At 71.0% G+C, this 5,715-nt stretch carries 6 protein-coding genes; 4 read left to right on the top strand and 2 right to left on the bottom strand.

The window, feature by feature from the left end:
* The 3 genes from G4D87_RS32595 to G4D87_RS32605 form a co-directional block, all read left to right on the top strand.
* A partial coding sequence (locus G4D87_RS32595; RefSeq protein WP_240358790.1) for a sigma-54 interaction domain-containing protein occupies positions 1–1,191 on the top strand: 1,191 nt, incomplete at its 5' end.
* A 176-nt stretch (positions 1,192–1,367) separates the two neighbouring features.
* Positions 1,368–2,888 carry an aldehyde dehydrogenase gene (adh, locus tag G4D87_RS32600; RefSeq protein WP_163786589.1) on the top strand — a complete coding sequence of 507 codons (1,521 nt, stop codon included), beginning with the start codon at positions 1,368–1,370 and terminating at the stop codon, positions 2,886–2,888.
* Positions 2,888–3,325 (top strand): DUF779 domain-containing protein, encoded by a 438-nt coding sequence (locus G4D87_RS32605; protein WP_163786590.1) that lies wholly within the window; start codon positions 2,888–2,890, stop codon positions 3,323–3,325. The genes adh and G4D87_RS32605 overlap by 1 nt, the downstream gene beginning before the upstream one ends.
* A 14-nt stretch (positions 3,326–3,339) precedes the next feature.
* On the opposite strand, the gene G4D87_RS32610 is transcribed toward G4D87_RS32605, so the two are convergent.
* On the bottom strand, positions 3,340–3,684 hold the full coding sequence (locus G4D87_RS32610) for a hypothetical protein (protein ID WP_163786591.1): 345 nt from the start codon (positions 3,682–3,684) through the stop codon (positions 3,340–3,342).
* A 40-nt stretch (positions 3,685–3,724) separates the two neighbouring features.
* Here G4D87_RS32610 and G4D87_RS32615 point away from each other — a divergent pair, with 40 nt between their 5' ends.
* Positions 3,725–5,050 (top strand): tetratricopeptide repeat protein, encoded by a 1,326-nt coding sequence (locus tag G4D87_RS32615; RefSeq protein ID WP_163786592.1) that lies wholly within the window; start codon positions 3,725–3,727, stop codon positions 5,048–5,050.
* Here the strand turns inward: G4D87_RS32615 and G4D87_RS32620 are convergent.
* A partial coding sequence (locus tag G4D87_RS32620) for a M16 family metallopeptidase (protein ID WP_163786593.1) occupies positions 5,031–5,715 on the bottom strand: 685 nt, incomplete at its 5' end. The two genes, G4D87_RS32615 and G4D87_RS32620, sit on opposite strands and share 20 nt — an antisense overlap.

The following is a 5,715-nucleotide window of genomic DNA, read 5'->3' on the forward strand; positions in this document are numbered from 1 at the left end:
GAGTCTGTGGGTGTCCAGTCCCTGCGCGCGCCGCGAGAGGCGTCGCCGTCCGGTGGTGAGCCCCAGGGCATGCCGCCCGGGAGCGCGGAGTCACGCCCTGCCGTGGCGGAGCCTTCCTCCGTGGGCCGTGCGCCGCGTGCACTGTCCCGGGACCTGTGGGGGGCGGACCCGGCGGTGCCTCCTGGGCCGTGGGCGGCGCTCAGGGGGAACGACCCGCAGCACCGCGCCACGTTGCGCGAAGCGGAGCGGTTCGCGCCGACGAGCCTGCCGGTGCTCCTGCTGTCGGAGACAGGCACGGGCAAGGAGCTCCTCGCCCGCGCACTGCACGCGGCCAGCACGGTCGCCACGGGCCCCTTCGTGGCGGTGAACTGCGGCGCGCTGTCGCCCGCGTTGCTGGAGAGTGAGCTGTTCGGCCATGCGCCCGGCGCCTTCACCGGCGCGCGTGTCGGCGGCGCGGAGGGAAAGCTGGCGGCGGCGGACGGCGGAACGCTCTTCCTCGACGAGCTGGCGGAGATGCCGCCCGCGCTCCAGGTGTTGCTGCTGCGCGTGCTGGAGGACGGCGCCTATTCGCGCGTGGGCGAGTCCCGCGTGCGATGCTCGCGCTTCCGCCTGGTGGGCGCGACCTGCAGGGACCTGGACGCGGCCGTGCGCAGCGGCACGTTCCGCTCCGACCTCTACTTCCGCCTCCAGGGCGCGGTGCTGCGGCTGCCACCCCTGCGCGAGCGCACCGACCTGCCTGAGCTGGCCCACGCACTCCTCGAGCGTCTGTCAGCAGAAGAAGGCCTGTCCCCGCCAGGCCTCTCCGCCGCCGCGCTCACCCGGCTCGCCGCCCACCCCTGGCCCGGCAACGTGCGTGAGCTGAAGACGGTGCTGCGGCTGTCGTTGGTGCGTGCGGGCGGCGCCGCCGTGCTGGACGTGGATGCCCTGCCGCCAGGCCTGGGAAGCCCGCACTCGCCCGGGGGCCAGGGAGCGCCTCTGCCCACCACGCCGCTCGCTCCCAGTGCGCCGCGCCAGCCAGCCGCGGGTGCCGCCGCCGGCCCGCTGCGCGAGCTGGAGGCCCGCGCCATCCAAGAGGCACTGGCGCTCAGCGGCGGCAATGTGGCGCAGGCCGCCCGGCGCCTGGGCATCGCACGAAGCACGCTCTACCGGATGGCGGAGCGCTTCGGCATCACGCTGCCCTCGCGCGCCTGAGCGTTCACTGGAGGACGGTGTCCATCGCGCGACGGACCTGTCGCGCTCCGCGCCAGGCGTGTCCGGACAGGTGTCGCGGAGCGGGACACGACGCGCCGCGACGTCGACGGACGCGGGCACTGGCATGCGCGCTGCTCTGGGGTGTCCCGTCTACCAAACCACCCAAGGAGAGCGCAGTGATCTACGCCGCCCCCAATCAGCCCGGCTCCAAGGTGCAGTTCAAGCCCCGCTACCAGAACTTCATTGGCGGGCGTTGGGTCGAACCCACGCGCGGCCAGTACTTCGAGAACATCAGCCCCGTGACGGGCAAGCCCTTCTGTGAAGTGGCCCGCTCCACGGCCGAGGACATCGAAAAGGCGCTGGATGCGGCCCACGCGGCCCGGCGCTCCTGGGGCCGCACCTCGCCGACCGTCCGAGCGAACCTCCTCAACAAGATCGCCGACCGGATGGAGCAGAACCTGGAGCTGCTCGCCGTCGCGGAGACGTGGGACAACGGCAAGCCCGTGCGTGAGACGTTGGCGGCGGACCTCCCGCTGGCCATCGACCACTTCCGCTACTTCGCCGGATGTATCCGCGCGCAGGAAGGCGGCGTGAGCGAGCTGGACCACGACACCGTCGCCTACCACTTCCACGAGCCGCTGGGCGTCGTGGGGCAAATCATCCCCTGGAACTTCCCGCTGCTGATGGCGGCCTGGAAGCTGGCCCCGGCGCTGGCGGCGGGCAACTGCGTGGTCCTCAAGCCCGCGGAGCAGACGCCCTCCAGCATCCTGCTGTGGACCGAGCTCATCCAGGACCTGCTGCCCGAAGGGGTGCTCAACGTCGTCAACGGCTTCGGCGTGGAGGCGGGCAAGCCGCTGGCCAGCAGCCCGCGCATCGCCAAGGTGGCCTTCACCGGCGAGACGAGCACGGGCCGGCTCATCATGCAGTACGCCAGTGAGAACCTCATCCCCGTCACGCTGGAGCTGGGAGGCAAGAGCCCCAACATCTTCTTCGAGGATGTGATGGCGCGCGACGACGACTTCTTCGACAAGTCGTTGGAAGGCTTCGCAATGTTCGCGCTCAACCAGGGCGAGGTCTGCACCTGCCCGTCGCGCTCCCTCATCAGCGAGCGCATCTACAGTCAGTTCATGGAGAAGGCGCTCGACCGCGTCCGCAAGGTGTCGCCGGGCAACCCGCTGGACACCGACACCCAGGTCGGCGCCCAGGCGTCCAACGACCAGCTGGAGAAGATTCTCAGCTACATCGACATCGGCAAGAAGGAGGGCGCCAAGGTCCTCATCGGCGGCGAGCGCGTGGCGCTGCCGGGTGACCTGAAGGACGGCTACTACGTGGCGCCCACCGTGTTCCAGGGCCACAACCGCATGCGCGTCTTCCAGGAGGAGATCTTCGGCCCCGTGGTGAGCGTGGCGACCTTCAAGGACTTCGACGACGCCATCCGTCAGGCCAACGACACGCTGTACGGCCTGGGCGCTGGCGTGTGGACGCGTGACGGGAACACCGCCTACCGCGCGGGGCGCGCCATCGAGGCGGGCCGCGTGTGGACCAACTGCTACCACATCTACCCCGCGCACGCGGCGTTCGGCGGCTACAAGCAGTCCGGCATCGGGCGGGAGAATCACCGGAAGATGCTGGACCACTACCAGCAGACGAAGAACCTGCTGGTCAGCTACAGCCCCAAGGCCATGGGCTTCTTTTAATGAGTGACGCCGGTGCCGGCCCCGGCACGGGCGGACAGGACGGCGCCACGGCGGTGGCCCGGGTGGATGTGACGCCCGAGGCCGCCGCTGTCATCCGTCAGCTCCGCGCCACGCACGGGCCCTTGATGTTCCATCAGTCGGGCGGCTGCTGCGACGGCAGCGCGCCCATGTGCTACCCCGTGGGGGACTTCCGCGTGGGCCAGCGAGACGTCTTCCTGGGCGAGGTGGAGGGCTGCCCCGTCTACATCGGCGGCGCGCAGTTCGAGTACTGGCAGCACACGCACCTCACCCTGGACGTGGTGAAGGGGCGGGGCGCGGGCTTCAGCGTGGAGGCTCCGCTGGGCGTGCGCTTCCTCACCCGCAGCCGCGTCTTCACGGACGAGGAATACGAACGGATGAAGCAAACGCCGCCGCCCCGGCGCGGACCTCCGGAGTAGCGGCTTCCGCGGGCCTACGCCGCCTCGTCGAACACTTCCAGCGCGTCACGCACCCCGGGCAGCGCGGCGAGCAGCTCGAATTCGTCGGACTGGAGCATGGAGACGCGACGGCCGGAGAGGCGCTCCATGAGGAGCTCGATGCGGTGTTCGCCCTTGCCCGTCGCGTGGCGGAAGATGCGCGCGCGGAAGCCCTCCGCGTGGCACGCGAGAATGTCCTTCTGGAGGCTGCGCAGGCGCCGGACCACCTTCAGCGCCGCTCGCCCCTCGGGGGTCTCGAACGTGTGGAAGTGCCGGTTGCGCGACAGCGGCTTGCTGGGGTCATGGAGCCTCTCCACGAGGCGCCGAACGAATGGGTCCATCGACGAAGGAGGATAACATCCGGTACCCTGGGCCTCAGCGATGCACCGTCATTTTCGAATCAGACCGTGGACCCTGGCGCTCCTTCCACTGCTTGCTTGCAAAGAGCCGGAGGTTGCCGCCGCGGAGAACAAGGCCAGGCGGGCTCAGGTCGCATTGACTGAAGCCCGCGGCCACCTGTCCAGCGGACAGGCCAACGCCGCGCTTGCCGCACTGCGCAGGGCCGCCACCGCGGCGCCTGACAGTCCGGAGCCGCACCTGCTCATGGCGCAGGCCCACCGCCTGGCGGGCAACGAGGGCGCCGCCATCCTGGCGCTGAAGCAGGCCGCCGCCATGTCGCCGGGCTCGGACCCCACCATCCAGCGCCAGCTGGCCGACATCTACCTCCAGCAGGGCCTCACCCAGGACGCGCTCGCGGCGCTCATCACCATGCGCGACGCGGGCAACCTGCCGGACGCGGACGTCCTGCGGCTGGCCCGTCTCCAGGCGCGTGAGGGGCAGATTGATGCCGCCTTCAAGACGCTGGAGAACCTCCTGCGGGAGAACCCCGACGACGCCGAGGCCAAGTCCGTCGAGGCCGAGGTGCTCTGGCTCAAGGGCGACGAGCTCCTGGCCGCCAACCTCATGGACCGGCTCCTCAACCAGGACCCGGGGCTGGCCTCCGCGCGGCTCTTGCGCGCGCGCTACTTCCTGGTCAGCGGCTTCCCGGACCTGGCCGAGTCCGACCTGAACGCCGTGAAGGGGGCTGACGCGGAGCGGCCGGAGGTGGTGACGCTGCGCGCGCGGGTGCTGCTGGCCCAGAGCCGGGCCTCGGACGCGGAGGAGGCCCTGCGCAAGCTGGTGGAGGCGCAGCCGCAGAACGCCGACGCGCTGGCGTGGCTGGCGGAGACGGTGCGCATTCAGGGCCGCCGCGCGGATGCGCAGGCCCTGGTGGACCAGGCGCTCCAGCTCAACCCCCGGCTGGCCCGGGCGCAGTACGTGCGCGGGCGCTCCCTGGAGGAGCAGGGGGACTTTCGCGGCGCGGAGGAGGCCTACCGCTTCGCGCTGTCCGCGGAGCCCCGCTTCGCGCCCGTGCACGCCCGGATGTGGCGCATCCACCTGAAGGCGGACCGCGTCACGGACGCGGAGACGTCGCTGGAGCTGCTGCTGAGCATGAGCGAGGCCACCCTCGAGGAGAAGGCCCAGCTCGCCGCCCTCTATGCGCGGATGCAGACGAAGGTGACGCGGGGCCTCGAGCTCATCGACGAGGCCCTGAAGCGGGATCCGGAGAACCCGGGCTACCTCCGCACCCAGAAGGCGCTGAAGGCGCTGCTGCCGAAGCCCAAGAAGAAGTCCTCGGGCCCGGTCATCATCCGCGGCCGCCGCTGACCACCGCCAGCGGCGCGGCCTCCGGCGCGGGAAGGCCGGGGGCTTCCGCCACCACGCGCTCCAGGGCCTTGAGGCCCTTGCGCTGGCCCACCGCCACCACCGTGAGGTTCTCCCGGTTGAAGTAGCGCCGGGCCACCTCCCGCACGCGGGCGGCGGACTGCGAGTCCACCAGGTCGGCGCGGTGGCCAAACGACTCCGGCGTGCGGAACAGCTCCGTGCCGCCGAACCAGCCGGCCAGCTCTCCCGGCGAGTCCTGGGAGAACTCCAGCAGCATGCGGTGCCGGCGCTTGGCGCGCGTCAGCTCCTCTTCCCCCACCTCGTTCTCACAGAGCGTGGCCAGCACGCGGAAGGCCTCGGTGATGACTGTCGCGGCCTTCTCCGGGGCGCTGGCGGCTTCAATCTCGAGGAGCCCCGCGTCGTGGTAGCCGTCCAGCGACGCGCTCACGGAGTACGCCAGCCCGCGCTTCTCCACGATTTCGTAAGGCAGCCGCGAGGACAGGCCGTCATCCAACACGCGGCGGATGATTTGCAGCGCGGGGTAGTCCTCATGCTGCTCGGGGACGCCGCGGAAGTTGAGGCGGAACTCCGTCTGCGACTCGTCATGGCTGACGAAGTGCAGGCGGGGGCCCGCGGGCGTGAGGGGCGGCGGCGCCTCCACGCTGGAC

Source organism: Myxococcus vastator, from assembly GCF_010894475.1.
Taxonomy (GTDB): Bacteria; Myxococcota; Myxococcia; order Myxococcales; family Myxococcaceae; genus Myxococcus; species Myxococcus vastator.